The sequence below is a fragment of the Halomonas heilongjiangensis genome (assembly GCF_002879645.1).
Taxonomy (GTDB): Bacteria; Pseudomonadota; Gammaproteobacteria; order Pseudomonadales; family Halomonadaceae; genus Halomonas; species Halomonas heilongjiangensis.
In genome coordinates this window covers 34,982-57,483 of sequence record NZ_PNRE01000049.1, presented here as the reverse complement: position 1 = coordinate 57,483, position 22,502 = coordinate 34,982, and the positions used below count along the sequence as shown (strand labels likewise).

Genomic DNA, 22,502 nt, shown 5'->3' with positions numbered 1-22,502 from the left:
AGTGTATCGTTTAGTTCTTCTTCGTAAAGAAGGCCTGTCGATACTGTCTGACGAGCTCGATGCGGGAAACCCGGCGATCCGGTGGCCTGCCGGCTCACACGGATACGACGAAGAGACAAGGGCCTCGGATGACTGCCAGCGACAACGGGGCGGTTGCGTGTCGGAAAGATGCCTGTCGGAAGGACAGCAGGGGGAAGGGGATGATGGCTCGACAAGCTGAGGTACACGGGTACGAGAACGGCCCCGACGACGAGGCAGGACACGCCGTGGCAGGGCCGCGGGGCCTGGTCAGGATGCTCCTGCTGTTGCTGGCGTTCTCGGCCATTGGCGGGTGCGCCTTCGCACCGGGGGGGCACATCAACGAGAATCGGCTCGATGAGTCCCTGGACTCGCGGGTGGACATCGAGCCGATCACCCCGGAACTGGTGGGGCGGATGCGCATCGTGGAGCCGCACGCGCGTCCCACATCGCCCCCGCTGAGACAGGAGGTCCAGGATTACGAGTATCGCCTGGGGCCCGGGGATGTGGTCAGCGTGATCGTCTACGACCATCCCGAGTTGACGATACCCGCCGGCAGCGACCGTCCGGCAGAGGAGGCCGGCAACCGCATTCGTCCCGATGGCTCGATGTTCTATCCCTATGTCGGGCGGGTGCGTGTGACGGGGATGACGCTCGAGGAGCTGCGTGGCCTGATCACCCGCCGCCTCTCGTCGGTGATCACCGATCCTCAGGTCGAGGTGGGGGTGGCGGCCTTCCGTTCGCAGAAGGTTTACATCAGCGGCGCGGTGGAGTCGCCGGGAACGCTGCCGATCACCATCGTGCCCCTGACCGTCCTTGACGCGATCAGCCAGGCCAGTGGCGCCTCGTCTGCTGCCGACTGGCACAATGTGCTCCTGTATCGCGATGGCCGGGAGGAGCGCCTCTCCCTCTATGCCTTGCTGCGTCAGGGCGACCACAGCCAGAATCGCCTGTTGCGTGACGGCGATGTCCTGCATGTTCCCACCGCCGAGAACCAGAACGTGGTGGTGCTTGGGCAGGTGCGGCGGCCGGGGGCGATTCCCCTGGGCAACGAGCGCATCACCCTGACCGATGCCCTGGCCCGGGCAGGCGGCGTCAACGAGAGCCGGGCGCAGCCCTCCGGCATCTTCGTCGTCCGCGGGAACACGCCGGACAGCGAGAAGCTCGCCACCGTCTATCAGCTCGATATCAGCGATGCGACACGGCTCATGCTGGGCACACGGTTTCCGCTGGAGCCTCAGGATGTGGTCTATGTGACGTCCGCACCGCTGGCGCGGTGGAACAACGTCATCTCCTTGCTGCTGCCGTCCGTCACCCTGCCCGGTGATCTGGCCAGCTCGGTCGACGATATCGGCGACCTTTGACGGGCCCCTGGTTCGACACGACGCCGCGGCATTGCCGCGGCGTCGTGCGTTTAAGACGGTGACGGTTCGCCATGGCTGATCGGTGGAGGACCGGTTGTCGATTTATACCGTTAACTTGCATATTGTGAACCCCGTCGCGATACCCTGGGTGTCGTTACCTCGATAGTGGAGTCATACGATGAGCCAATCCCGCCGTGTCGGCATGGTCGGCGTGGGCCTGATGGGCCACGGCATCGCCCGCAACCTCCTGGGGGCCGGCCACCGGCTCTGTTTCCTCGATCACCCCGGCAACCAGCCGGTGGAGGACCTGCTCGCCGCCGGTGCGGTGGCGAAGGCCTCGGGGCGTGAGGTGGCCGAGGCCGCCGAGGTGATCATCCTCTGCGTGACCGGTTCGCCCCAGGTCGAGGCGGTGCTGTTCGAACCCGGCGGCGTGCTGGAGGGGCTGGGCGAGGGCAGCGTGGTGATCGACTGCTCCACGGCGCTGCCGAGCTCGACCGAACGGGTTGCCGAGCGGGTAGCCGCCGCCGGCGGGCGCTTTATGGAGGCGGCCATGACCCGCACCCCGAAGGAGGCCGCCGAGGGACGGCTCAACCTGATCGTGGGAGCGCCGGCGGCGCTCTTCGCCGAGGTGCGGCCGCTGCTCGAGAGCTTCGCCGAGACCATCACCCACGCCGGGGCGGTGGGCGCCGGGCATACCCTGAAGCTGCTGCACAACTATGTGTCGCTGGGCTTCTCGGCGGTGCTGGCCGAGGCGACGGCGGCCTCGCGGCGTGCCGGCATCGACGACGGCGCGCTGCTGGAGGTGCTGGGCAAGGGCGGCGGCGGTGGCGTGGTGTTCGAGCGGATGCGCCCCTTCATCGAGGCCGGTGACCCCTCCGGCTTCCGCTTCAGCGTGGCCAATGCCAGCAAGGACATCGGCTACTACCATGCCATGACCGACGAGCTCGGCGTGGCGCGCGGCGTGGCCAGCGCCGTGCGCGAGCTCTACGCGGGCATCGAGGACCAGGCGCTGGCGGTGCCCGAGGTCATCCGCGTGCTGGAGCGGAGGGGGCGCTGACGTGGTGCTCGACGCCTCGACAGGGTCAGGGTTCTTCCCCCATGGGGGTCTGACCCCCGGGGCGTCGGGATCGGCGCGGGAGCCGATGTCGCCGGCCTTGGTCGGGAACGGGGTCAGACCCCATGGCGGTGGCCGCCAGGGCTGCAGGAACCAGCCTTCCTGTGGAGCCACGCTCCGCGGGGCGATTGCGTCGCGAAGCGGCGCCGGTTGGTCGTCTGCGGCGTTGGCGGCCACCGCCAAGGCGCCTGCCGGCGCCAATCGCTCGGCAGAGCCAAGCTCCTACAGCGCAGGAACCAGCCTTCCTGTGGGAGCCACGCTCCGCGGGGCGATTGCGTCGCGAAGCGGCGCCGGTTGGGCGTCTGCGGCGTTGGCGGCCATCAGCGGGGTGGCAGGATCCGCCCGGGGTTCATCAACCCCCTGGGGTCGAACAGGGCCTTGATGCCCCCGGCGAGTTGCCGTTCCAGCGGCGAGAGTCGGGCCAGGTAGGCGGCCTGCTTGGTGCGGCCGATGCCGTGCTCGGCGCTGAGGCTGCCGCCGAAGTCGTCGAGCACGGTGAAGACCCGCTCCTCGAGGTCGTGCAGGTGGGGGCGCTTGTCGGCCTCGGCCATGTCCGCGGGCGGCAGGATGTTGAAGTGCAGGTTGCCGTCTCCCACATGGCCGTAGGCGATGATCTCGCACCGCGGCGAGGCGGCCATCACCGCCTGGCTCGCCGCCTCGACGAAGGCGGGGATCGCCGAGATCGGTACCGAGATGTCGGTGCGCAGGTGCTCGCCGCGCCGGCGCTGGCCCTCGAGCATGCTCTCGCGGAACTGCCACAGCTGCTGCGCCTGGGCCTCGTTGCCGGCGAGCACGCCGTCGAGGATCAGGTCGCGCTCCAGGCCCCGTTCGAGCAGCCGCTCGATCATGACGCCGAGGTCCACGGGGCCGGTGGCGGCGACCTCCATCAGCACGTACCAGGGGGAGGGCGCGTCCATGGGGTCGCGCAGCGACGGGGTGGCCTCCATGGCGAGCTCGATGCAGCGCCGCGGGATCAGCTCGAAGGCGGTGAGCAGGTCGCTGCAGTCGCGCCGGGCCAGCCCGTAGAGCGCTACCACCGCCTCCACCGACGGCAGGCCGAGCAGGGCGGTGCGTGACTGGTCGGGCCGGGGGCAGAGCCTGAGCACCGCGGCGGTGACGATGCCCAGGGTGCCCTCGCTGCCGAGGAAGAGCTGGGCCAGGGCATAGCCGCGGTTGTCCTTGTGCAGGGCGTGCAGGCCGTTCCATACCCGGCCGTCGGGGAGCACCACCTCGAGGCCGAGCACCAGCTGGCGCATCATGCCGTGGCGCAGCACGTTGAGGCCGCCGGCGTTGGTGGCGATGTTGCCGCCGATCTGGCAGCTGCCCTGGGCGCCGAGCGAGAGCGGGAAGTCGCAGTCGTGTTCGGCGGCGGCCTGCTTGACGGTATCCAGCACGCAGCCGGCGTCGACGGTCATGGTGAAGTTGACCGGGTCGATCTCGCGGATGCGGTTCAGGCGCTCGAGGCTGATCACCAGCTCGCCGCCGTCGGCGTCGGGCAGGGCACCGGCCACCAGGCCGGTATGGCCGCCCTGGGGCACCATGCGCACGCCGTGCGCGTGGCACAGGCGGACCACCTCGGCGACCTCCGCGGTGGAGGCCGGCCGCGCCACGGCCAGCGGCATGCCCAGCCGGTCGCCGGCCCAGTCGCAGACGTAGCGGGCCAGGTCGGCGGGGGCGCGCAGCACGCCACGCTCACCGAGCTGCCGTTCGAGGATGTCGACCAGGTCGCTGGGGTGTCTCATCTGCTCCTCCGGAGGCGCGGCGGCCAGCCATCGCCTGCCTTGGCATTTGTGTATGAGAGGTATGCCATCGGCAGTGCCGTCATTGCAAGGCGAAGGCAACGGCACCGCCGCGTCTCGCCCCCCTTGGATGAATGGCCGTCGGCAGAGTTGCGTGGCCACGAGAGAGCGGCTAGGTTTCACTGTGTTGGTATGATACGTATACAGCAAGACTCTCAGTCCCAGGAGAACAACAAGATGACTCATCCACGCCAACTCACGCTGACCCGCTGGGTCTCCATGACGCTGCTGGCCTCGGGCATCGGCATCGCCGGGATGGTCCAGGCGCAGGAGAACCTGCGTTTCGCCCACGTCTACGAGACCTCCGAGCCCTTCCACAAGTGGGCCGAGTGGGCCGCGGAACAGATCGAGGAGCGCACCGAGGGGCGCTACACCATGCAGGTCCATCCGGCCTCGTCGCTGGGCAAGGAGGAGGACATCAACGAGGGGCTGCAACTGGGCACCGTCGACGTCATCTACACCGGCAACCAGTTCGCCGGCCGTTCCTATGGCCCCATGGGGATCGCCGGCGCCGCCTACATGTTCCGCGACTTTGACCACTGGCAGGCCTATGCCGACAGCGACCTGTTCCAGGAGATCGCCGAGGGCTACCAGGACGCCACCGGCAACGTGCCCATCGCGCTCAACTACTACGGCGAACGCCATGTGACCTCCAACGAGCCCATCAATACCCCGGCGGACATGGAGAACCTGCGCATCCGGGTGCCCAATGCGCCGCTGTACATGATGTTCCCGCGGGCGGCCGGGGCCAACCCGACCCCGATCGCCTTCGACGAGGTCTACCTGGCCCTGCAGCAGGGGGTGGTGGACGCCCAGGAGAACCCGCTGCCGACCATCCGCGCCAAGGCCTTCCACGAGGTGCAGGACACCATCAACCTGACCGGGCATATCACCGACTCGCTGATCACCATCGTCGGTGGCCCGCGCTGGAACCAGCTCTCCGAGGAGGACCGCGAGATCTTCCGCGAGGTCTTCCAGGAGGCGGCCCGGAACAACACCGAGGAGATCGTCCAGGCCGAGCAGGAGCTGGTCGCCTGGTTCGAGGAGCAGGGCACCACCGTCAACGAGGTGGATCGCGCGCTCTTCCGTGAGGTGGTCGAGCCCCATCACCTCGGCGACGCGGCCACCTGGGACGAGGACAACTACGAGCGCCTGCAGGCGATCGGTCAGTAAGCCATCCCTTTCCTGACCGCCTGTTCCGCCCGCTGTCGGGCGGAGCGGGCAAGGAGGCCTGCCATGTCGAACCAACCCGAGGGTCAGGGGCCCGTCATCGACTTCGAGGCCGCCTTCGAGGACGATGACGTCTTCCGTTTCGACGACCATGCCGTCGAGGACTACGTCACCCTGGTGGTGTTCTGGGCGCTGATCTTCGTCGTCTTCCTGCAGTTCTTCACCCGCTATGTGCTGGGTGATTCCACCACCTGGACCGAGGAGATCGCCCGGTATCTGCTGATCCTGGTCGGTTTCATCGGCAGCATCATGGCGGTGCGCAAGGGCAGCCATATCATGGTGGAGTTCTTCTACCACTACATGCCGCCCTGGCTGGCCAGGGCGCTGACGCGGCTGGTCGATCTGACCTGTATCGCGTTCTACCTGGCCCTCGCCTGGGTGACCTACCAACTGGCGGGCCGGACCGGCGGCATGATGATCTCGGTGGACGTGCCCAAGAGCGTGCTCTATTACGCCGTCTGTGCCGCCTTCGTGATGATGGCGCTGCGCGGCATCCAGCGTCTATGGAAACTCCATCTCGCCGCGCATGGCTGAGTCCTGCCGGACGGTAACGCCATGAACCCTGACTAACGAGGCAAGATGACTGAAGCTGCAAGGGGCCATGCATGTCTCGACTCACCGTGATGCGTTGGCAGAAGCCCGTCGTGACGCCGCTGCTCTCGGCACTGGCCGTGCTGGGGTGCGTGATCCTGGCGGTGATGGGGCATTACCTGGCGTTCCTGTTCTTTTCGCTGTTCACCATGCTGGTGCTGGGCGTGCCGATCGCCGTCAGCCTGGCCGGCGCCTGCCTGCTGTTCGTGCTGATCACCGGTCAGGTACCGAACGTGGTGGTGGCGCACCGCATGATCAACGGCATCGACAGTTTTCCGCTGCTGGCGATTCCCTTCTTCATCTTCGCCGGCAGCCTGATGAACAATGCCGGCATCACCGAGCGCATCTTCAACTTCGCCAAGGCACTGATGGGGTGGATGCGCGGTGGCCTGGGCCACGTCAACGTGGGGGCGAGCATCGTCTTCTCGGGGATGTCGGGCGCCGCGGTGGCCGATGCCGGCGGCCTCGGCATGATCGAGGTGAAGGCGATGAAGGATGCCGGCTACGACGAGGAGTTCGCCGTGGGCATCACCGCGGCCTCCTCGACCATCGGGCCGATCATCCCGCCGAGCCTGCCGATGGTGATCTACGGCGTGATGGCGTCCGCCTCGGTGGGCCAGCTGTTCGCGGCGGGGCTGATCCCCGGCCTGCTGATGGGCGCGATGCTGATGCTGATGATCTTCCTGATCTCCAGGCGGCGCGGCTACCAGCGCGATGCCACCTTCTCGGTGCGGGTGCTCGGCCACAGCTTCGCCCGTGCCTTCCTGTCGTTGCTGACGCCGGTGATCATCGTCGGCGGCATCATCACCGGCGCCTTCACCCCTACCGAGGCGGCGGTGGCGGCGGTGTTCTATGCGCTGCTCCTCGGGGTGGTGGTCTATCGCACCCTGACCTGGCGCAAGCTGCTCAGGGTCAGCATGGAGACCATCGAGACCACCGCGGTGATCCTGTTCATCGTCTCGGCGGCCTCGATCTTCGCCTGGATCCTGACCAGCAACCAGGTCACCCAGCACGTCATTGCGCTGCTGGGACCCTTCGCCGACAGCAAGGTGGCGGTGCTGATGATGGCCAACCTGGTGCTGATCATCGTCGGCTGCTTCATGGAGACCATCGCCGCCATCACCATCCTGGTGCCGGTGCTGTTGCCGCTGGCCATGGCGGTGGGCGTGGATCCGGTGCACTTCGGGGTGATCATGGTGCTCAACCTGATGATCGGCCTGCTGACCCCACCGGTGGGGATGGTGCTCTATGTGCTGTCGCGGGTGGCCAACGTCAGCTTCGAGCGCTGCATGCGCGGCACCATTCCCTTCCTGATCCCGCTGGTCATCTGCCTGCTGCTGGTCACCTTCGTTCCGTCGCTGTCCATGTGGTTGCCGACCCTGGTCTACCGCTGAGCCCGAGAGAGATGATTGCCCATGAACGACACCCGGAGAGACGCTCGCCCGCTGGATTTTCGCGTGGCGGTCGACGACCTCGAGCGCTTCATGCTCGCGGTGCTGCGCCGGGCCGGTGCCGACGAGGCATCGGCCGACGCGGTGACCCGTGCCCTGGTCACCGCCTCGCGGATGGGCACCGACAGCCACGGCCTGCGCCTGCTGCCGCACTATCTCCAGGCGCTCGAGGGCGGCCGCATCCGGGGGGCGCCGCGGATGCGCTTCACCCGGCACCTGCCGGCCACCGGCTACCTGGATGCCGGCGACGGCTTCGGCCACCTGGCCGGCTTCACGGCCATGGAACAGGCGGCGACGATGGCCGCGGAGGTCGGGGTGGGGGCGGTGGCGGTCGGCAATTCCTCCCACTTCGGTGCCGCGGGCTGCTACGCCCTGGCCGCCGCCGAGCGCGGACTGATCGGGCTGGCGGTGTGCAATTCGGACCCCTTCGTGCTGCTCCACCAGGGCAGGGCACCCTTTCACGGCACCAACCCCATCGCCTTCGCCGCCCCGGTGGCCGGGCAGTCGCCTTACCTGCTCGACATGGCGACCAGTGCGATTCCCTGGAACCGGGTGCGGCAGTACGACGCCATCGGGCGCGTGCTGCCGGATCAGGTCGCCGCCGACGCCGAGGGGCGGGTGACGCGGGCGCCGGCCGAGGTCGCCGCCCTGCTGCCGCTGGGGGGCAGCGACTTCGGCTTCAAGGGGGCGGGGCTCGCTGGCATGGTCGAGGTGCTGAGCTCGACGCTCTCCGGCATGCTCAACGGCTTCCGCCTGCTGCCCATGGGCGGGCCGGACCTGGCGACCCCGCGCGGGGTCGGTCACTTCTTCCTGGCGTTGAATCCGGCGGCCTTCGTCGAGCGCTCGACCTTCGAGGCGTGCCTGGGCGACTACCTGGCCGACCTGCGGGCCCAGCCGGCTGGCAGCGGCGCCGAGGTGCTGGCCCCCGGCGACCGCGAGTGGCGCTGCCAGGCCCGGCGCGATGCCGAGGGCATCCCGCTGGACAGCGCCAATCAGACGGCCTATGCCGCCCTGGCCGAGGCAGCCGGCATCGCGCCGCTGCGGCGCCTGGGCTGACGCGGTTGTCGGGCGAAAATGCGGTAACATGGCGGTAACGAGGAGGGGAGGTTCACGCCCCGTTTCGACCAGTCAGGAGAAGGGTGCATGACCAGATATCGGGTGGAGCGCAAGACGCTGTCCGAACAGGTGTCCGAACAGCTCGAGGCGGAGATCCTCGAGGGACGGCTCCGCGAGAACGACCAGCTGCCTTCCGAGCGCGAGCTGATGGAACAGTTCGGGGTCGGCCGCCCCGCGGTACGCGAAGCGCTCTTCCACCTCCAGCAACTGGGGCTCGTCGCCATCAACAGCGGGACCCGGGCGCGGGTCATCCGGCCGACCGCGGAGTCGGTGATGGCGAGGCTCTCGGGCGTGACCCGGCAGCTGCTCTCGAAGCCCGACGGGCAGCAGTACTTCCAGGAGGCCCGGGCCCTGTTCGAGATCTCGCTGGCGCGCTATGCCGCCCGCCATGCCGGCGACGACGACCTGGCGCGCCTGCGTGGCGCCCTGCAGGACAACCGCGACGCCCTCGGCGACGAGGCGCGCTTCAAGCGCTCCGACAACGACTTCCACGGGGTGCTGGCGAGCATCGGGAAGAACCCCATCTTCGACGCCATCCACGTCGCGCTCTCCGAGTGGCTCGACGACCGCCGCGCCCAGGTGCTGCAGCAGAAGGACGAGGACAAGGCCGCACTGGCGGCCCATGTCGAGATCGTCGAGGCCATCGAGTCCCGTGACCCCGACGCCGCCGAGGCCGCCATGCGCCGCCATCTCGACCGCCACTACGGCACCTACATGCAGCTCAAGAAGCGCCTCACCGACGCCGAGTGAGCCGCGGGGTCGGCAACACCGCCAATCCCCTCAGATCGGCAGGGTCAGTTGGCGCCGCTGGGCTTCCGGCACCAGCCGGGCGCCGACGCCGAGCAGTCGCACCGGGCGGCCGGCCCTGGCCCAGGCCGGCTCGAGCAGGCGAGCGAAGCTCTCCGGGGTGGGCAACAGCCCGCGGTGCTCCAGGGTGGTGAGGCTGAAGTCGTCGAAGCGCACCTTGACGAAGATTCCCGCCAGCGGTGGGTGGCCGTGGCGGGCCAGGCGCGCCTCGAGGCGTTCGCACAGCGATGCCAGGGCGGCCCGGCAGCTCGCCAGGTCCGGCAGGTCGCGCTCGAAGGTGGTCTCCGCACTGATCGACTTGCGCTCGCGCTCGACACGCACCTCGCGTTCGTCGATACCGCGGGAGAGTTCGAACAGCCGCCGGCCGAACTTGCCGAACTCCTCGACCAACCGCTCCAGCGGTAGCTCGCGCAGCTCTGCGCAGGTGGTGATGCCCAGGGCATCGAGCCGCGCCCCGGTGGCCGGCCCGACGCCGTGCAGCTTCTTGACCGGCAGGGGCCTGACGAAGTCGTCGACCCGCGCCGGCGGGATCACCGTGAGGCCGTCGGGCTTGTCCCAGTCGCTGGCGATCTTGGCCAGGAACTTCGAGGGCGCCACGCCCACCGAGACGGTGATGCCGGTGCGGGCCAGGCACTCCTGCTTGAGCCAGCGGGCCATCCAGGTGGCGCTGCCGGAGAAGCGCTCGACCGCGGTGACATCGAGGAAGGCCTCGTCCAGCGAGAGCGGCTCCACCAGGGGCGTGAGCTCGTGGAAGACCGCCTGGATCCGGCGCGAGACCTCGCGGTAGCGCTCGAAGTCGCCGGGCAGCAGGGTCAACTGCGGGCAGAGGCGCAGGGCCCGGGCGGTGGGCATCGCCGAATGGATGCCGAACGCCCGGGCCGGGTAGTTGCAGGTGGCGATCACCCCGCGCTTCTCGCGGCTGCCGCCGATCGCCAGGGGGATGTCGCGCAGGCTCGGGTCGTCGCGCATCTCCACCGCGGCGTAGAAGCAGTCGCAGTCGGCGTGCAGGATCTTGCGCTCAGCCGAGGGCTTGGCCATTTCCACCGCGGATCACCCCAACCCCGATACCCTCGATCTCCAGCTCATGCTGGCGCAGGTCGATCTCGATGGGCGCGAAGTCGGGGTTCTCGGCCGCGAGCGTGACCCGGTAGCCGTGGCGGTGGAAGCGCTTCACCGTCACCTCGTCTTCGAGGCGTGCGACCACGATCTGGCCGTCGCGTACCCGGTCGGTGCGGTGCACGGCGAGCAGATCGCCCTCGAGGATGCCCACGTCCTTCATCGACAGGCCGCGCACCTTGAGCAGATAGTCGGCGCGGGGGGTGAAGTACTCCGGGGGCAGCGGGCAGTAACGATCGATATGCTCGGCGGCCAGGATCGGGCTGCCCGCGGCCACCTCGCCGATGATCGGCAACCCCTGGGGGGCGGTGGTGTCGCCTTCGGGGGCCTCGGGCTCCTGGGCGGGCAGGCGGATGCCGCGGGAGGTGCCGGGTATCATGCGGATCACCCCCTTGCGCTCGAGGGCCCGCAGGTGTTCCTCGGCGGCGTTGGGGGAGCGGAAGCCCAGGGCCCGGGCGATCTCGGCACGGGTGGGCGGGTAGCCCAGCTCGCTGATGGTCTTGACGATGAAGTCGTGGACGTTCTGCTGGCGCGGGGTCAGGGGGCGTGTCATACGGCCTCCGGGTGGCAGTGGGTGGCGATCGGGAGTCCGGATCACCCAGGCATTGGTCAAGTATACAGCATGGAAGTTCATCCAGTAAAAGGTCGGCCATCCCGGGAGGCGTTTTAAACACCGCTCGTCGGTTTAGCATTGAGCGGGAGGGCTTGGCTGACGTACAATCCTGTTACGTTTAAAACAACTGTTTCCAATCAGGATGTCATCGCTCATGGCCCAGACCGATACCGTCACGCGGATTCTCGATACGGCCGAAGTGCTGTTCGCCGAGCGCGGCTTCGCCGAAACGTCGCTGCGCAACATCACCAGCAAGGCCAGGGTCAACCTGGCGGCGGTCAACTACCATTTCGGTTCCAAGAAGTCGTTGATCCAGGCGGTCTTCTCCCGTTATCTGGACCCCTTCACCGAACGCTTCCACCTCGCCCTGGACGAGCTCGAGGCCCACTATGCGGGGCAGGTGATCCCCCTCGAGGTGCTGCTCGAGACCATGGCCCGCACCGTGCTCGAGGTGCCGGCCGAGCGCAACAGTCTCAAGGTGTTCATGCGGCTGCTCGGGCTCGCCTACAGCCAGGCCCAGGGCCACCTGCGCCGCCATATCCAGGAGGAGTACGGCAGCGTCTTCACCCGCTTCAGCGAGCTGGTGCGCCTGGCCACCCCGGACCTGCCGGATGTCGAACGCTTCTGGCGGCTGCACTTCGTGCTGGGTACCGTCATCTTCACCCTCTCGGGGCTCGATGCGCTGCGCGATATCGCCGAGAAGGACTACGGCGAGCATACCTCGGTGCGTGACCTGATCCGTCGCCTGCGTCCCGTGGTGGTGGCGGCGATGAACGCGCCCCTGCCCGAGCCCGCCCAGCCCAGGGCCGAGGCGAGCTGATGCGCACCCCGCGGCTCGACGATCTGCCTCCCGCGCGGGGCCACTGGCTCGAGATCGATACCACCGCGCAGCGGCTGGTGGCATGGCAGGGGCGCGAGACGCACTTCGACTGCCCGGTCTCCACCGGGGCCGCCGGCACCGGGCAGCACGAGGGCAGCGGCCAGACCCCGTTGGGCTGGCACTACGTGCGGGCCGCCATCGGTGCCGGCGAGCCGCCCGGCGCGGTGTTTCGCGGTCGTCGTCCCACCGGCGAGGTGTTCTCCCCGGCGCTGGCCGCCGGCCACCCCGGGCGCGACTGGATCCTGACCCGTATCCTCTGGCTGTGCGGCCTCGAGCCCGGCCACAACCGCGGGGGTGACGTCGACTCCCAGCGCCGCTATATCTATCTGCACGGCACACCGCCCGATCAGCCCATGGGCGAGCCGCGCTCCCACGGCTGCATCCGCCTGCGCGATGCCGACCTGCTGGCCGTCTTCGCGCTGGCCGTCCCCGGCACGCCGGTCTGGTTGCACGACTGAAGCGGCCCCGCCGCGGCTGTCCCGGCGGGCGACTTTGGTCTAGAATCTGCCCCCTTCCACGCCAAGGAGCACGACCATGACCCAGACCCTCGGCCCGGTGATGCTGGATCTGGAAGGGCCTCGCCTGACGCGCGACGAGCGCGAACTGCTCGCCCGTCCGGAGGTCGGCGGCGTGATCCTGTTCGCCCGCAACACCGAGTCGGCGGACCAGGTCCGCGCGTTGTGCAGCGAGATCCGCCGGGTTCGTCCCGAACTGCTGCTGGCGATCGACCAGGAGGGGGGGCGGGTGCAGCGCCTGCGCGACGGGGTCACCCGCCTGCCCGCCATGGGGCGGCTGGGGCGTGACTTCCCCGCGCTGCCGGAGGTGACCGTGCGCCTCTGCCAGGACACCGGCTGGTTGCTCGGCATGGAGATGGCTGCCTGTGGCCTCGATCTCAGCTTCGCCCCGGTGCTGGACGTCGACTGCGGCCTCTCCACGGTGATCGGCGATCGCAGCTTCTCCGCCGACCCCCAGGCCGTGGCGGCGATGGGCGGCGCCTTCGTCGACGGCCTGCACGAGGCCGGCATGGTGGCGGTGGCCAAGCACTTCCCGGGCCACGGCGGGGTGGCGGCCGACTCCCACCATGCGCTGCCGGTGGACGAGCGGCCGCTCGACGAGCTGCGCCGCCACGACCTGGTGCCGTTCGCCGCGCTGGCCTCACGCCTCGACGCGGTGATGCCCGCCCATGTGGTCTATTCCGCCTTCGATCCTCGCCCGGCCGGTTTCTCCCGGGCCTGGCTGGGGATGCTGCGCGAGAGCCTGGGGTTCAAGGGCGTGATCTTCTCCGACGACCTGAGCATGGCCGGTGCCCATACGGCCGGATCCCCCGCCGAGCGCGCCCAGGCGGCCCTGGCCGCCGGCTGCGACATGCTGCTGGTGTGCAACGACCGCGCGGCGGCGCTGGAAGTGCTCGCCGCCTGCCAGGGCCAGGTCGCGCGGCGCGCACTCAAGCTGCGCTACGGCCGCGCCCGGCCCGACCTCGCCGCCCTGGGGGCGCTCTCCCGCTGGCGCCGCGTGCATGCCCGTCTCGAGGCCCTGGCGTCCCACTGAGGCCAGGCGCCTCTGGTGGCTCCCCGACACGTTCTACCTCCACCCGCCGACTGCGAGCCGATATCCGATGCCCAAACTCGACGCCGATGTTCACCAGTCGCTGACCGACATGCGCGACATCATGGACAACGCCGACTGCCTGATCTCCCAGGACGAGGTCGAGCGTGCCCTGGATCGCATGGCCGACGAGATCACCCGCGACCTCGGCGACAAGCTGCCGGTCTTCTACTGCGTGATGAACGGCGGCCTGATCACCACCGGCCACCTGCTGACCCGGCTCGGCTTCCCGCTCGAGGTCGATTACCTGCACGCCACCCGCTACCGCGGCGGCCTGCGTGGCGGCGAGCTGTTCTGGCGCGTCTCGCCGGAGATTCCCATGGCCGGCCGGCACGTGGTGATCGTCGACGACATCCTCGACGAGGGCGCGACGCTCGCCGCCATCCTCGACTACTGCCGTGAGGCCGGGGCGGCGAGCATCGCCACCGCGGTGCTGGTCGACAAGCAGCACGAGCGCAAGGCGGTGCCCGGGCTCAAGGCCGACTACTGCAGCCTGGAGGTGGTCGACCGCTACGTCTTCGGCTTCGGCATGGACTACAAGGGCTACTGGCGCAACGCCCCCGGGATCTTCGCCCCCAAGGGGCTGTAGGCGCTTGGCCCCGCCGGCGATCGGCACCGCAGGCGCTCCGGCAGATTCTGGGGAGCTCACCCGGGGCGTTCAGAGCGAGACGCCGCGCTTCCAGGGAATGAAGTCGTACTGGGCCAGGGCGACCGCCCTGGGCCGGTAGCGCCCGGAGGCGGTGTCGATGCACTGCTGCAGCAGGTGCCCGGCGAGCTCGTCGATGGTCGCCTCGCCGCGGATGATCGGGCCGGCATCGAAGTCGATGACATCGGCCATGCGCGCCGCCAGCTCGCTGTTGCTGGCGATCTTCAGCACCGGGGTGACCGGGTTGCCGGTGGGGGTGCCGAGGCCGGTGGTGAACAGGATCAGGTTGGCGCCGGAGCCGGCCAGTGCCGTGGTCGATTCCACGTCGTTGCCCGGGGTGCAGAGCAGGTTGAGGCCTCGGCACACCCGGGGCTCGGTGTAGTCGAGCACGTCGACCACCGGGCTGTCGCCGCCCTTCTTGGCGGCGCCGGCGGACTTCATGGCGTCGGTGATCAGGCCGTCGCGGATGTTGCCCGGCGAGGGGTTCATCGAGAAGTCGGCGCCGACCCGCGCGGCATGCTGCTGGTAGGCGCCCATCAGCGCCTCGAAGCGCGCGGCGATCCGGTCGTCGCGACAGCGGGCGATCAGTTCGTGCTCCACGCCGCACAGCTCCGGGAACTCGCTGAGGATGCCGCTGCCGCCCAGCGCCACCAGGCGATCGATCACCGCGCCGACCAGCGGGTTCGCCGACAGCCCCGAGAAGCCGTCGGAGCCGCCGCACTCCACGCCGATCGAGAGCTCGGCGAGCGGCGCCGGGGCGCGCTCGACCCGGTTGGCCAGCGCCAGGCCGTCGAAGATGGTGGTCAGCGCCTCGCGGATCAGCGCCTCCTCGCTGGCGCTGGCCTGCTGCTCGAGGTAGTGCACCGGGCGCCGCCCCTGGGGGTCGCGTTCGGCCACCGCGGCCTCGAGCATCTCGATCTGGGCCTTCTGGCAACCCAGGCTGAGCACCGTGGCGCCGGCGACGTTGGGGTGGCAGATATAGCCGGCGAGCAGCCGGCAGAGGGCCAGGGCGTCGTCGTCGGTGCCACCGCAGCCCAGGGTGTGGGTGAGAAAGCGCACACCGTCGACGTTGGGGAAGAGCCGTTCGCGGGGTGGGGTGGCCTCCTCGGCCAGCGGGGCGCCGTGCAGCAGCTCCCGGGCCAGGCGCTTGTAGTCGCGGTAGGGATCCTCGCCCAGGGCGTCGGCGACGCTCTGACGCAGCACCTCGATGTTGCGGTTCTCGCAGAACACCAGGGGCACCACCAGCCAGACGTTGGCGGTGCCGACCCGTCCGTCCGGACGGTGATAGCCGTCGAAGGTGGCGCCGGCGAAGGCGCCGACGTCGGGGGCCTGCCAGTGGCCGCGACGCGCCTGGGGCCGGCTGGTGGCGGTACTGTGCTCGGTATTCCCGGTGGTGATGGCCTCGCCCTCGGCGATGGGGCGGGTCGCCCGGCCCACGGTGACGCCGTACATGATCACGCTGTCGCCCTCGGCCAGCGGGCCGAGGGCGAACTTGTGCTTGTGGCGGACGGGGCCGACCAGGCGAATCCGCCGGCCGCCGTCCTCGACCAGCGAGCCCTCGGGCAGGTCCTTGAGCGCCACGCGGACGTTGTCGGCGGCATGTACCCTCAGGGTCGCGAGCCGGCCGGCATCGCTGGCAATGGGGTGGGTCATCGTCCGGCTCCTGGCAGGGGATCGAAGGAGGAGGCTCAGGCCGGCTCGTCGGCGACCACCGACTGGCACTGCTCGCCGAGCCCCTCGATGCCCAGGCGCATGCGCTGGCCGGGCTTGAGATAGACGGGCGGCTTCTGGCCCATGCCGACGCCGGGCGGGGTGCCGGTGGAGATGACGTCCCCCGGCTGCAGGCTCATGAAGCGGCTCAGGTAGCCGATCAGGAAGGGCACGCGGTAGACCATGGTGCGGGTGCTGCCGTCCTGGTAGCGGTGGCCGTCGACCTCGAGCCACATGGCCAGCGCGTGGGGGTCGGCCACTTCGTCGGGCGTGACCAGCCAGGGCCCCAGGGGGCCGAAGGTGTCGCAGCCCTTGCCCTTGTCCCAGGTGCCGCTGCGCTCGAGCTGGAACTCCCGCTCGGAGACGTCGTTGACCACGCAGTAGCCGGCCACATGGTCCAGGGCGTCGGCCTCGTCGATGTGGCGTCCGGCCTTGCCGATCACCACGCCGAGTTCGACTTCCCAGTCGGTCTTCCGCGAGCCGCGGGGGATGATGACGTCGTCGTCGGGGCCGCAGATGGCGCTGGTCCACTTGCTGAAGACCACCGGCTCGGCGGGCACCTCGGCGCCGGTCTCGGCGGCGTGGTCGGAGTAGTTCAGTCCGATGCAGATGAACTTGCCGACCCGCCCCACGCAGGGGCCGAGCCGGGTGTCGGCGGGCACCGCGGGCAGCCGCTCCGGGTCGATCCCGGCGAGTACCGCCAGGCGCTCGCGCCCCAGGTGGGGGCCGTCGATGTCGGGGACATGGGCCGAGAGGTCGCGGATCACGCCGTCGGCGTCGAGCAGCCCGGGTTTCTCGTGGCCCCTGGGGCCGAAGCGCAGCAGTTTCATGTCTTGGGTTCCTTGGGTCGTTGCGGGGTGTCTTGCGTACGCCTTGCTCAGGCGAGCCAGCCGCCGTCGATGATCTGCACCGTGCCGGTGGTGTAGCCGGATTCGTCCGACGCCAGGTAGGCGGCCAGGGCGGCGATCTCCTCGGGGGTGCCGAGCCGGCCCAGCGGCTGGCGGGCGATGAAGGCATTGTAGACCTCCGCTTCCGAGCGCTGCTCCCGGGTGGCCTGGTCGCGGATGCGCTGGCGCAGCGAGGGGGAGTCGACGGTGCCCGGGCAGATGGCGTTGCAGCGGATGCCCCGGGTCACGTAGTCGGCGGCCACCGACTTGGTCAGGCCGATCACCGCGGCCTTGGAGGCGCCATAGGCGAAGCGGTTGGGCACGCCCTTCAGGCTCGAGGCCACCGACGCCATGTTGATGATGCTGCCACCGCCCCGGGCGAGCATGCCGGGCAGCAGGGCGCGGATCAAGCGGTACATGGCGGTGACGTTCAGCGCCAGGGAGCGTTCCCAGTCGGCCTCCTCGCACTCGAGCAGGGTGCCGTTGGCGACGAAGCCGGCGCAGTTGAAGAGGATGTCCGGGGCCGGCAGTTCGTCGGCCAGGGCGGCGATCGCCCCCGGGTCGAGGACGTCGAGGCGGCGGGTCTCGATGCCCGGCGTGGCGTCCAGCTCGCGTAGCCGGTCCGGGTCGATGTCGGTGGCGATCACCCGGGCGCCTTCCGCGGCGAAACGCAGGGCGGTGGCGCGGCCGATGCCCTGGGCGGCGGCGGTGATCAGGGCGGTCTTGTCTCGCAGTCGCATATCCGGTCCCTGAGGGTAGGTGTCGGTGTTGTGGACGCCGTCTCTCCGTCTGCTGCGTCGACCGGCGCGGCGCGATTTGTCCGGTCATATAGTATGACAGGATACCTGCCTGACGACTCTTCCGAGTATGGATCAGTTTCCGGGCCCTGCCAACCAGTGGCCGGGAGGCGGGGCTATCCGGGGGCAGGCCTCCGGAAGGCGCTGTGAACCCTTCCCTGGGCGCTACATTCGCCATCCATGGCGAATGACCTTCACTACGACCTGTCCCCGACGCCCCTCATGTGTTGTTGGTCTACGGCAAAGGAGAAAACGCAACGGGCGGCCTCGAAGGCCGCCCGAGCGGTGAGAAACGAGGGGAGGGAGCGGGGATCAGCGCGTCTCGAGGGCCTTCTCGAGGATCGCCAGCCGACCGGGGACCAGGGCGTCCTCCACGGCGGTGATGCGCAGCACATGCCCCAGCGCCGGGTCGGCGGGGCGGGCGATCAGGCGCCCGGCGTCGAGCAGCTCGCCATGGACGCGTCCGGCGAGCTCGGCGTCGGGCAGCCGCAGGCCGATGAAGTTGGTGGCGCTGGGCAGGACGTCGGCGCCCAGGGCACGGAAGTGCGCCGCCAGGCGCGCGCGGCGTTCGAGCACGGCGGCGACGTGGGCCCGGCTCTCCTCGGGGTGGTCGAGGACCACCTCGGCGGCGGCCTGGGAGAGCGTCGAGACCGCGTAGTGGATGCGCACCTTCATCATCACCGCCAGGGTCGCCGGCTCGGCGATGGCGTAGCCGACCCGCAGGCCGGCCAGGCCGTGGGCCTTGGAGAGGGTGCGCAGGCGGATCACGCCGGGGAGCGCCTCGCGGGCGAAGGGAGTGTCGGCGTCGTCGCGGAAATCGTGGTAGGCCTCGTCGAGCAGCAGCCAGCAGTCGTCGGGCAGCTCGGCGCGCAGGCCGCGCACGGCGTCGTCGTCGTGCAGGTGGCCGCTGGGGTTGTCGGGGTTGGCCAGGTAGACGAGCCGGGCGTCGTGGGCGTGGGCGGCCCGGGTGAGTGCCTCGAGGTCCGGGGCGAGGCGGCCCGGCCCCTCGTCGTAGGGCACTTCCACCAGCCGGCAGCCCTGGCCGCGGGCGAAGTAACCGAAGGTGGGGTAGGTGCCGGTGGTGCCGACCACGGTGAGGCCGGGCTCGGCCACGGCACGCAGCGCCAGGGCGATCAGGCTGTCGGCCCCGGCATCGACCAGCAGCGCCTCGAGGGGGATGCCCTGCTGGTCGGCCAGGCGCCGGCGGATGCCCAGGGCCTCGGCGTCGCCATAGCTGTAGACGTGCGCGACCATGGCGTCGCCGAAGTGGGCGCGCAGGGCACGGTGGGGCATGTCGAGGCCCTCGTTGGAGCCCAACTGGTGGGGAATCTCGCGTCCCAGGCGGCGTTCGAGCACGCGCACGCCGGGGAAGGGGTTGGTCGGGCCGTCGCCGAGCAGATGGTCGGGGTAGCGGGGCATGGGGTCTCCCGTGGGTGAAGGTCGAAGGCTCAGGGGTCACTTTCGCATAGTGATCCTGTGGGGTCAGACCCCAAAGTTTGCTGTGGGGTCAGACCCCAAAGCAGACTTAAGGGTCTGGCCCCTCAGGAGACTTAGCTGCGCTGGGGCATCGGGTAGCGGCGGTCGGCCTTGCCGGCCTTGATCACCTGGCCGGGGGTGGCGTGGCCGACCAGGTCGGGCAGGGTGGCCGAGACGGCGAGCAGGGCGTCGAGGTCGACGCCGGTCGCCACCCCCATCTGCTCGAACATGTGCACCAGGTCCTCGGTGCAGACGTTGCCGGTGGCGCCGGGAGCGAAGGGGCAGCCGCCGAGCCCGCCCAGCGAGGCGTCGAAGCGGGTGATGCCGGCCTGCCAGGCGGCCAGGGCGTTGGCCAGGCCCATGCCGCGGGTATCGTGGAAGTGCAGGGTGAAGGGGGCCTCGGGGAAGCGCGCCAGCACCGCCTGGCACAGCGCGGCGACCTGGGCGGGGTTGGCCATGCCGGTGGTGTCGCACAGGGTCACGCCGTCGATGCCCAGTTCGAGCAGTCGCTCCACGAGTTCCAGTACCCGGGCCTCGGGCACCTGGCCCTCGAAGGGGCAGCCGAAGGCGGTGGAGAGCGAGGCGTTGACGAACACGCCGCGCCCCCCCGGCTGGGAGGCGACGACCTCGAGGATCCCGGCGAACTGCGCGAGCGACTGTTCGGGCGTCATGCGCAGGTTGGCCAGGCCGTGGGAATCGCTCGCCGACATCACCAGGTTGATCTCGTCGACCCCGCAGGCGAGCGCCCGTTCGGCGCCCTTGACGTTGGGCACCAGCACGGTGATGCCGACCCCGGCGCGGCGCCGGATGCCGCGCACCACCGCCTCGGCATCGCGCAGGTGGGGAATCGCCTTCGGCGAGGTGAAGGAGCTGGCCTCGATGCGGGCGAGGCCGGTGGCCGAGAGGGCGTCGATCAGGCGGATCTTGGCCGCGGTGGGCACGAAGGTGGCTTCGATCTGCAGGCCGTCGCGGGGGGCGACCTCGTTGATCTGCAGTGGCGGCATGTGGCTCTCCCGATTTGCGCGGTCAGATGATCCCGGCACCGCGCAGCTTGGCGCGGGTCGCCTCGTCGATGCCGAGTGCGTCGAGCACCTCGTCGGTATGCTGGCCGAGGGCCGGGCCGCCGTTGCCGAGCCGACCGGGGGTGGCACCGAGTCGGGGCAGCACGCCCGGCACCTTGAGCGGCCGGCCATCGGGGCGGACGAAGGTCTGGATCATCTCCCGGGCCAGGTAGTGGGGGTCGGCGGCGATGTCGGCGGCGGTATAGGGATAGCCGGCCGGCACCCGAGCCGCGTCCAGCGCGGCGAGGATCTCGTCGCGGCCACGCTCGAGCGTCCAGGCCTCGATGGCGGCGTCGATCTCCCCGGCGCGGCGGGCCCGGCCGTCGTTGTGGGCGAGCTCAGGGTCCCCGGCCAGGTCGGGGCGGCCGATCACCTCCATCAGGCGCTTGAAGATGCTGTCGCCGTTGCCGGCGATCAGCACGAAGTCGCCGTCGCGGGTGCGGTAGGCGTTGGAGGGGGTGATGCCGGGCAGGGCGCTGCCGCTGGGCTGGCGGACATGGCCGCTGGCGTCGTACTCCGGCAGCAGGCTCTCCATCATGGCGAACACCGACTCGTAGAGGGCCACGTCGATCTCCTGGCCCAGGCCGCTGCGGTGGCGCTCCTGGAGGGCGAGCAGGGTGCCGATCACCGCGTAGAGCGCCGAGAGCGAGTCGCCGATGCTCACCCCGACCCGCACCGAGGGGTCGCCTGGCTGGCCGGTGAGGTAGCGCAACCCGCCCATGGCCTCGCCGATCACCCCGAAGCCGGGCTTGTCGCGGTAGGGGCCGGTCTGGCCGTAGCCGGAGATGCGCACCATGATCAGCGTCGGGTTGATGGCGGAGAGCCTGTCATAGCCGAGCCCCCAGCCCTCCAGGGTGCCGGGACGGAAGTTCTCCACCAGGACATCGGCCTCGGCGACGAGCCGGCGCACCAGGTCCTGGCCCTCGGCCGCGCGCAGGTCGAGGGAGACCGAGCGCTTGTTGCGGGTCTGCACGTGCCACCAGAGCGAGGTGCCATCCTCGATCATTCGCCATTTGCGAAGCGGGTCGCCGGTGCCGGGGGGCTCGATCTTGATCACGTCGGCGCCGAACTCGCCGAGCAGCTTGGTCGCGAAGGGGCCGGCGATGAGCTGGCCGAGCTCCAGTACCTTCAGGTCGGCCAGCGGGAGTTGGCGTGTCTCCGGGGTCGTCATGGGGCACTCCTGGTACGTTGTTCCGTCAGGATGCGCCAGTGGTCGGCCCCCCGCAATTAGGCAATGGGGAATCCGGGTTTCGTGATCAGCGAAGTCATGGGCTAGGATGGCCAGGCGCCGTCTCTCTCGATTCCGGCCCGAGGAACGCCCATGCGCCGCTTCGATTTCGTCACCCTCAAGCTGTTCGTCTCCGTCGCCGACGAGGGGCGGCTGACCGCGGCCGCCGCGCGGGAGCACCTGGCACTCGCGGCGGTGAGCAAGCGGATCAGCGATCTCGAGGCGCTGGTGGGCACCACGCTGCTCTATCGGCGCTCCCGCGGGGTGGAGCTCACCCCGGCCGGCCAGGCCTTCCTGCACCATGCCCGGCGCATTCTCGAGAACCTCGAGCGGCTCGAGGCGGAGCTCAGCGAATATGGCGAGGGGGTCCGCGGCCACGTGCGCATCCACTCCAACACCTCGGCGATCATCGCCTTCCTGCCCCAGGACCTCAGCGCCTTCTCGCGACGCTATCCGCAGATCAAGATCGATCTCCAGGAGCGGGTCAGCGGCGAGGTCATCGCCGCGGTGCGCGATGGCCTGACCGACGTGGGCATCTTCGCCGGCCACGTCGACGCCGGCGACCTGCAGGTGCTGCCCTATCGCAACGACCGCCTGGTGCTGATGACCCCGCGAGACCATCCGCTCGCCGCCCGGGACCGGATCTGCCTGCATGAGGCTACGGACTTCGACTTCATCGGGTTGCAGCAGGACACCTCGCTGCAGTCGCTGCTCCACGAGCAGGCCAGCCGCGCCGGCAGGACGCTGCGCATGCGCATCCAGGTGCGCAGCTTCGATGCCATCTGCCGCATGATCCATCACGGCATGGGAGTGGGGGTGTTGCCCGAGCGTACCATCTACCGGGACCTGCGCGACCTCGAGTTGTGCAGCATCCCCCTCGCCGATCCCTGGGCGCGGCGCGAGCTGGTGATCGGCGTGCGCCGCTACGAGACGCTGCCGGTGATTGCCCGGCATCTGGTCGACCACTTGATCACGCCCGAGGCGGAGTGAGCG

21 protein-coding genes are annotated in these 22,502 nt (G+C 69.8%); 12 read left to right on the top strand and 9 right to left on the bottom strand.

Annotated elements, in window-relative coordinates; genetic code table 11:
- Positions 1-293 precede the first annotated feature (293 nt).
- Positions 294-1,382 carry a polysaccharide export protein gene (locus tag C1H66_RS11325; protein ID WP_102627990.1) on the top strand — a complete coding sequence of 363 codons (1,089 nt, stop codon included), beginning with the start codon at positions 294-296 and terminating at the stop codon, positions 1,380-1,382.
- A 178-nt stretch (positions 1,383-1,560) separates the two neighbouring features.
- Positions 1,561-2,439, top strand: coding sequence for an NAD(P)-dependent oxidoreductase (locus C1H66_RS11320; RefSeq protein WP_102627989.1), 879 nt, complete (start codon positions 1,561-1,563; stop codon positions 2,437-2,439).
- A gap of 377 nt (positions 2,440-2,816) precedes the next feature.
- On the opposite strand, the gene C1H66_RS11315 is transcribed toward C1H66_RS11320, so the two are convergent.
- Positions 2,817-4,238 (bottom strand): FAD-binding oxidoreductase, encoded by a 1,422-nt coding sequence (locus C1H66_RS11315; protein ID WP_102627988.1) that lies wholly within the window; start codon positions 4,236-4,238, stop codon positions 2,817-2,819.
- A 234-nt stretch (positions 4,239-4,472) separates the two neighbouring features.
- Between C1H66_RS11315 and C1H66_RS11310 the strand changes: the two genes are divergently transcribed.
- From C1H66_RS11310 to nanR, 5 genes are all read left to right on the top strand, one after another.
- Positions 4,473-5,468: a sialic acid TRAP transporter substrate-binding protein SiaP gene (locus C1H66_RS11310; RefSeq protein WP_102627987.1), complete on the top strand. Its 996-nt coding sequence runs from the start codon at positions 4,473-4,475 to the stop codon at positions 5,466-5,468.
- Between the two features lie 63 nt (positions 5,469-5,531).
- Positions 5,532-6,059: a TRAP transporter small permease gene (locus tag C1H66_RS11305; RefSeq protein WP_102627986.1), complete on the top strand. Its 528-nt coding sequence runs from the start codon at positions 5,532-5,534 to the stop codon at positions 6,057-6,059.
- Positions 6,060-6,130: 71 nt separating this feature from the next.
- Positions 6,131-7,510, top strand: coding sequence for a TRAP transporter large permease (locus C1H66_RS11300; protein ID WP_102627985.1), 1,380 nt, complete (start codon positions 6,131-6,133; stop codon positions 7,508-7,510).
- Between the two features lie 21 nt (positions 7,511-7,531).
- Complete coding sequence (locus tag C1H66_RS11295; RefSeq protein ID WP_102627984.1) at positions 7,532-8,623, top strand: Ldh family oxidoreductase; 1,092 nt, start codon at positions 7,532-7,534, stop codon at positions 8,621-8,623.
- An 87-nt stretch (positions 8,624-8,710) separates the two neighbouring features.
- Complete coding sequence (nanR, locus tag C1H66_RS11290; protein WP_102627983.1) at positions 8,711-9,433, top strand: transcriptional regulator NanR; 723 nt, start codon at positions 8,711-8,713, stop codon at positions 9,431-9,433.
- Positions 9,434-9,463: 30 nt separating this feature from the next.
- Here the strand turns inward: nanR and dinB are convergent, their stop codons facing one another.
- Positions 9,464-10,528 carry a DNA polymerase IV gene (gene dinB / locus C1H66_RS11285; protein WP_102627982.1) on the bottom strand — a complete coding sequence of 355 codons (1,065 nt, stop codon included), beginning with the start codon at positions 10,526-10,528 and terminating at the stop codon, positions 9,464-9,466.
- Positions 10,509-11,159 carry a transcriptional repressor LexA gene (lexA, locus tag C1H66_RS11280; RefSeq protein ID WP_102627981.1) on the bottom strand — a complete coding sequence of 217 codons (651 nt, stop codon included), beginning with the start codon at positions 11,157-11,159 and terminating at the stop codon, positions 10,509-10,511. Before lexA ends, dinB begins: the two co-directional genes overlap by 20 nt.
- A gap of 214 nt (positions 11,160-11,373) precedes the next feature.
- On the opposite strand from lexA, the gene C1H66_RS11275 reads away from it, so the two are divergent.
- From C1H66_RS11275 to C1H66_RS11260, 4 genes are all read left to right on the top strand, one after another.
- Positions 11,374-12,039, top strand: a complete 666-nt coding sequence (locus tag C1H66_RS11275; protein ID WP_102627980.1) for a TetR/AcrR family transcriptional regulator — start codon at positions 11,374-11,376, stop codon at positions 12,037-12,039.
- Positions 12,039-12,557 (top strand): L,D-transpeptidase, encoded by a 519-nt coding sequence (locus C1H66_RS11270; protein ID WP_102627979.1) that lies wholly within the window; start codon positions 12,039-12,041, stop codon positions 12,555-12,557. Before C1H66_RS11275 ends, C1H66_RS11270 begins: the two co-directional genes overlap by 1 nt.
- Positions 12,558-12,633: 76 nt before the next feature.
- On the top strand, positions 12,634-13,647 hold the full coding sequence (nagZ, locus tag C1H66_RS11265; protein WP_102627978.1) for a beta-N-acetylhexosaminidase: 1,014 nt from the start codon (positions 12,634-12,636) through the stop codon (positions 13,645-13,647).
- Between the two features lie 67 nt (positions 13,648-13,714).
- Positions 13,715-14,293, top strand: a complete 579-nt coding sequence (locus C1H66_RS11260) for a hypoxanthine-guanine phosphoribosyltransferase (protein WP_102627977.1) — start codon at positions 13,715-13,717, stop codon at positions 14,291-14,293.
- Positions 14,294-14,362: 69 nt separating this feature from the next.
- Here C1H66_RS11260 and C1H66_RS11255 read toward each other — a convergent pair whose 3' ends face one another.
- The 6 genes from C1H66_RS11255 to C1H66_RS11230 all read right to left on the bottom strand — a co-directional run bounded on the left by C1H66_RS11255 (position 14,363) and on the right by C1H66_RS11230 (position 21,452).
- Positions 14,363-16,003 (bottom strand): UxaA family hydrolase, encoded by a 1,641-nt coding sequence (locus C1H66_RS11255; RefSeq protein ID WP_102627976.1) that lies wholly within the window; start codon positions 16,001-16,003, stop codon positions 14,363-14,365.
- A gap of 35 nt (positions 16,004-16,038) precedes the next feature.
- A complete protein-coding gene (locus C1H66_RS11250; RefSeq protein WP_102627975.1) occupies positions 16,039-16,890 on the bottom strand; it encodes an ureidoglycolate lyase in 852 nt (283 codons plus the stop codon).
- Positions 16,891-16,937: 47 nt separating this feature from the next.
- Entirely contained in the window at positions 16,938-17,687 is a 750-nt protein-coding gene (locus tag C1H66_RS11245; RefSeq protein ID WP_102627974.1) for an SDR family oxidoreductase, read from the bottom strand.
- A gap of 369 nt (positions 17,688-18,056) precedes the next feature.
- On the bottom strand, positions 18,057-19,163 hold the full coding sequence (locus tag C1H66_RS11240; protein ID WP_102627973.1) for a pyridoxal phosphate-dependent aminotransferase: 1,107 nt from the start codon (positions 19,161-19,163) through the stop codon (positions 18,057-18,059).
- 131 nt (positions 19,164-19,294) lie between these two features.
- Complete coding sequence (locus tag C1H66_RS11235; protein ID WP_102627972.1) at positions 19,295-20,224, bottom strand: hydroxymethylglutaryl-CoA lyase; 930 nt, start codon at positions 20,222-20,224, stop codon at positions 19,295-19,297.
- A 22-nt stretch (positions 20,225-20,246) separates the two neighbouring features.
- Positions 20,247-21,452 carry a CaiB/BaiF CoA transferase family protein gene (locus C1H66_RS11230; protein WP_102627971.1) on the bottom strand — a complete coding sequence of 402 codons (1,206 nt, stop codon included), beginning with the start codon at positions 21,450-21,452 and terminating at the stop codon, positions 20,247-20,249.
- Positions 21,453-21,602: 150 nt separating this feature from the next.
- On the opposite strand from C1H66_RS11230, the gene C1H66_RS11225 reads away from it, so the two are divergent.
- Entirely contained in the window at positions 21,603-22,499 is an 897-nt protein-coding gene (locus C1H66_RS11225) for a LysR family transcriptional regulator (RefSeq protein WP_102627970.1), read from the top strand.
- Positions 22,500-22,502 lie beyond the last annotated feature (3 nt).

What these genes read in the sequence shown, in the direction of transcription:
- C1H66_RS11245 (WP_102627974.1), bottom strand. Translation starts at nt 17,687, where the DNA reads ATGCGACTGCGAGACAAGACCGCCCTGATCACCGCCGCCGCCCAGGGC.
- C1H66_RS11225 (WP_102627970.1), top strand. Translation starts at nt 21,603, where the DNA reads ATGCGCCGCTTCGATTTCGTCACCCTCAAGCTGTTCGTCTCCGTCGCC.
- dinB (WP_102627982.1), bottom strand. Translation starts at nt 10,528, where the DNA reads ATGGCCAAGCCCTCGGCTGAGCGCAAGATCCTGCACGCCGACTGCGAC.
- C1H66_RS11250 (WP_102627975.1), bottom strand. Translation starts at nt 16,890, where the DNA reads ATGAAACTGCTGCGCTTCGGCCCCAGGGGCCACGAGAAACCCGGGCTG.
- C1H66_RS11295 (WP_102627984.1), top strand. Translation starts at nt 7,532, where the DNA reads ATGAACGACACCCGGAGAGACGCTCGCCCGCTGGATTTTCGCGTGGCG.
- C1H66_RS11240 (WP_102627973.1), bottom strand. Translation starts at nt 19,163, where the DNA reads ATGCCCCGCTACCCCGACCATCTGCTCGGCGACGGCCCGACCAACCCC.
- lexA (WP_102627981.1), bottom strand. Translation starts at nt 11,159, where the DNA reads ATGACACGCCCCCTGACCCCGCGCCAGCAGAACGTCCACGACTTCATC.
- C1H66_RS11275 (WP_102627980.1), top strand. Translation starts at nt 11,374, where the DNA reads ATGGCCCAGACCGATACCGTCACGCGGATTCTCGATACGGCCGAAGTG.
- C1H66_RS11310 (WP_102627987.1), top strand. Translation starts at nt 4,473, where the DNA reads ATGACTCATCCACGCCAACTCACGCTGACCCGCTGGGTCTCCATGACG.
- C1H66_RS11320 (WP_102627989.1), top strand. Translation starts at nt 1,561, where the DNA reads ATGAGCCAATCCCGCCGTGTCGGCATGGTCGGCGTGGGCCTGATGGGC.
- C1H66_RS11300 (WP_102627985.1), top strand. Translation starts at nt 6,131, where the DNA reads ATGTCTCGACTCACCGTGATGCGTTGGCAGAAGCCCGTCGTGACGCCG.
- C1H66_RS11260 (WP_102627977.1), top strand. Translation starts at nt 13,715, where the DNA reads ATGCCCAAACTCGACGCCGATGTTCACCAGTCGCTGACCGACATGCGC.
- C1H66_RS11270 (WP_102627979.1), top strand. Translation starts at nt 12,039, where the DNA reads ATGCGCACCCCGCGGCTCGACGATCTGCCTCCCGCGCGGGGCCACTGG.
- nanR (WP_102627983.1), top strand. Translation starts at nt 8,711, where the DNA reads ATGACCAGATATCGGGTGGAGCGCAAGACGCTGTCCGAACAGGTGTCC.
- C1H66_RS11255 (WP_102627976.1), bottom strand. Translation starts at nt 16,003, where the DNA reads ATGACCCACCCCATTGCCAGCGATGCCGGCCGGCTCGCGACCCTGAGG.
- C1H66_RS11305 (WP_102627986.1), top strand. Translation starts at nt 5,532, where the DNA reads ATGTCGAACCAACCCGAGGGTCAGGGGCCCGTCATCGACTTCGAGGCC.
- C1H66_RS11235 (WP_102627972.1), bottom strand. Translation starts at nt 20,224, where the DNA reads ATGCCGCCACTGCAGATCAACGAGGTCGCCCCCCGCGACGGCCTGCAG.
- C1H66_RS11325 (WP_102627990.1), top strand. Translation starts at nt 294, where the DNA reads ATGCTCCTGCTGTTGCTGGCGTTCTCGGCCATTGGCGGGTGCGCCTTC.
- nagZ (WP_102627978.1), top strand. Translation starts at nt 12,634, where the DNA reads ATGACCCAGACCCTCGGCCCGGTGATGCTGGATCTGGAAGGGCCTCGC.
- C1H66_RS11230 (WP_102627971.1), bottom strand. Translation starts at nt 21,452, where the DNA reads ATGACGACCCCGGAGACACGCCAACTCCCGCTGGCCGACCTGAAGGTA.
- C1H66_RS11315 (WP_102627988.1), bottom strand. Translation starts at nt 4,238, where the DNA reads ATGAGACACCCCAGCGACCTGGTCGACATCCTCGAACGGCAGCTCGGT.